Raw genomic sequence first — 1057 nt, forward strand, 5'->3', positions numbered from 1 at the left:
GAGCCTGCTGCGATGTCTCCTTTGCAAGTAAGAGATATCCTGACGGAGACCCAGGGACAGAAACAACAGGAGGCTTCTCTTTTTCTAACTGTACGTGCCGATCCACAAACAGTGTACCCGGATTTTTTGGAATTTCCTCTGCCGCTGGTGTCGGATCGGATGAAAGCATTATTGGAGAAATATATGCCGGGACTGGAATGGAGAGCGGCCATCCTGACCGATTTCCAGCAGGCCAGACAGGATGTATACTGGTTGCTTCGTCCGCCGTTGGAGGACTGTTTGTCCGCACAGACGGAATGGTACCCCAATCAGACATTAAAGCGTTTGGTACTGAGACGGGGGGAGGTGGAGTCGCCTGTTTTTCGGATTAAGGGGCTTATCGAACCTCATATCTATATCGATTTGGCTGTGGCGGAAAGCTTGCTGCGGCGATTCTTTACCGGCATTCGAGTACAAAGAGTCGAGATGGAGACAGGAGGATAGAGTAAGGTGGAAAATACGCAGGTAAGACCGGGAAGCGGCGCGAAAAAAAGCTATGTCGTGGCAGGAGCGATCGTAAGCTGTAGTTATGGTACGCAGCCTACCCGTTTGAAAAGGCCATTTAGCCATGGCGTCTACATAAAAAACAAAGCACAATTGAATATTGGAGATTACGTGCCGGGGGTGAACATTGAGTCTTTCGGGAATTGCTCCAGTCTGCTCAATCCAGCGGTACAGGCCAGCGAGATGGTAGACATTTATGGCGTGAAGAAGGCTCCGTGTGTTCCGGTGCTGACTATGCCATGGCTGAACGGGAAAAGTGATGTGAAGATCGAGGGGCAGCCTGCCTTGACGCAGAACTGCACCCTACAGTGTCTATATTGTGGTCATATCCAAATCGAAAATGACGGGTAGGAGTTGGATTAAGGTTCTGTTTCCAAGCCGTCAAGTTTCGAGAGCCGGAAGGAGACATGAACTCACTTGAGTGTAGTACATAACGGAATCGGGTATGAAAGTCTGCGTTTCTACGGTTCCTTTCAGCCTCAGCATATAGAGAAGCTTCAAATTACAAGGACCA

At 49.5% G+C, this 1057-nt stretch carries 2 protein-coding genes; both read left to right on the forward strand.

The genetic code is table 11. The features are described from left to right. Window positions 1-483, forward strand: a 483-nt coding sequence (locus ABD76_RS18585; protein ID WP_197258679.1) for a hypothetical protein, incomplete at its 5' end; no start/stop codon positions are given. A gap of 6 nt (window positions 484-489) precedes the next feature. Beyond that, complete coding sequence (locus tag ABD76_RS18590; RefSeq protein WP_197258680.1) at window positions 490-894, forward strand: PAAR-like protein; 405 nt, start codon at window positions 490-492, stop codon at window positions 892-894. Window positions 895-1057: the final 163 nt, after the last annotated feature.

The sequence above is a fragment of the Paenibacillus dendritiformis genome, assembly GCF_015845845.1.
In the GTDB taxonomy this organism is placed as follows: domain Bacteria; phylum Bacillota; class Bacilli; order Paenibacillales; family Paenibacillaceae; genus Paenibacillus_B; species Paenibacillus_B dendritiformis_C.